The following is a 1631-nucleotide window of genomic DNA, read 5'->3' as shown; positions in this document are numbered from 1 at the left end:
ACGTTGCCAGTAATTATGAAAAAAACTTTGAGAATATATATAACACTTTGCTTTTTATTGATAGCTTTTGATTCTTTCAGTCAAAATTCAACGGAAATCAAATCCGATACCTTAACGAAAAATATTGCATCGGAATATTTTGAAAGCGAAAGGAAGGTTAAAATTTTTATTCCGAAAAACTATACTACTAAAAAAAAATATCCAGTAATCTATACTTTAGATGGTTATGGTCTTTTTCATATCACAAGCAGCTATGCTCATTACTTAATGGAATATGATATTATTCCTCAATCAATAGTTGTAAGTATATATCATAACAACAGAAATTATGAAACTAATCCGAATTATGGTAATGATATCAATGTTCCAGTAATAGATTTTTTAGAAGGTTCAGAGAAATTAAAAAATCATTTGATAAAAGAGGTAAAACCTTTAATTGAAGAAGAATTCTCAACATCTAAATATAGCGTCTTGATAGGACACTCAAATACTGCAACATTTGTTAATGAAATGATATCTGAAAAAGAAAATAATTTCAATTCTTTTATCGCAATAACACCTGACCTTCTTAGTGACCAAATTATTTTTTTAAAAGAGTATTTAAACAATAATAAAAGTAAAATATCGTATTTCGTATCTTCAGGCTTAAAAGATGATACATTTAGATTAGAAACTGGAAAAAAACTTGACACAGTATTTAAAAACATTAATGGAAACTTCAAAGGATTATTTAAAAGCTACGATGCTGGTCATTTAGATTTAGTTCCTAAAAGTTTAAACGATGCTTTAATGTTTTCCTTTTCAGAATATCGGAATTTTTCAAACGTTCATAATTTAATTCTTGAACCAGATTTTTCGATAAAAAAGTTCATAAACAATATTATAGAAAATCAGTCAGAAACATATGGCATTGAAAGTGAATTAAACGAAGACGATTTCTTCTATTTGAGCGACATAGTTGCGAAAAGTAAAAACAAAACTTTAGTAAAAGAAATACTAGACATTAGTGAGCAAAACAGTTTTTATCCAAAAGACCACTTGTATTCAGATAAAGCTCAATCATATGAATATGCAGGTTTTTACGAAGATGCTCTTATGAATTGGAAATTGCAAATAGAAAACGGATATCACGAAAACACATTTTACTTTGAAAGACCTTTTCAATTATTAACTCAGAACTTAAACCGCCCGAAAGAAGGAATTGAGTTATTAGAAATGGCAATAAAAAAATATCCGAAAGGGGAATTAACTTTTAGGTACTTAATAGCGGAAACTATACTGGAAAACCAATTGAGTAAAAGTAAAGGTTTAAAAAACATAAATTTCTGTATAACAAACTTTAGAACCAACAAAAAATTCACTTTAGAAGATGCGGAAGAGTTGAAATCAAGACTTGCGAAAAAATAACTACTGGCAACAACGTATATATCTCATAGCTAGGTAGTTGCTTAATCGAAGTTAAGGCATATTTGCGAGTCCGCCAAATTTTTAAATTTACTGTCGTTTTTATTTATTAATTTGGTAACAGTAGTCCTTCGGTGGGCTTATTGAGAAAAAAAGATAATAAGAAAAATTTAAAAATTCGGCTCGTGCTTCATCCGAAACTAATTGTTTAATTTGCACGCTACGAG

The 1631-nt window shown here is 28.6% G+C and carries 1 protein-coding gene; it reads left to right on the top strand.

Features of this window, described 5'->3' with window-relative positions; all coding sequences use genetic code 11:
- On the top strand, positions 1-1407 hold a 1407-nt coding region (locus PGOND44_RS14825; RefSeq protein WP_003446515.1), incomplete at its 5' end, for an alpha/beta hydrolase.
- Positions 1408-1631 lie beyond the last annotated feature (224 nt).

Origin of the sequence: Psychroflexus gondwanensis ACAM 44 (assembly GCF_000355905.1) — a bacterium.
Lineage (GTDB): Bacteria > Bacteroidota > Bacteroidia > Flavobacteriales > Flavobacteriaceae > Psychroflexus > Psychroflexus gondwanensis.
Note: the sequence above shows the minus strand (reverse complement) of the source record. Positions and strands in the feature narration are given on the sequence as shown.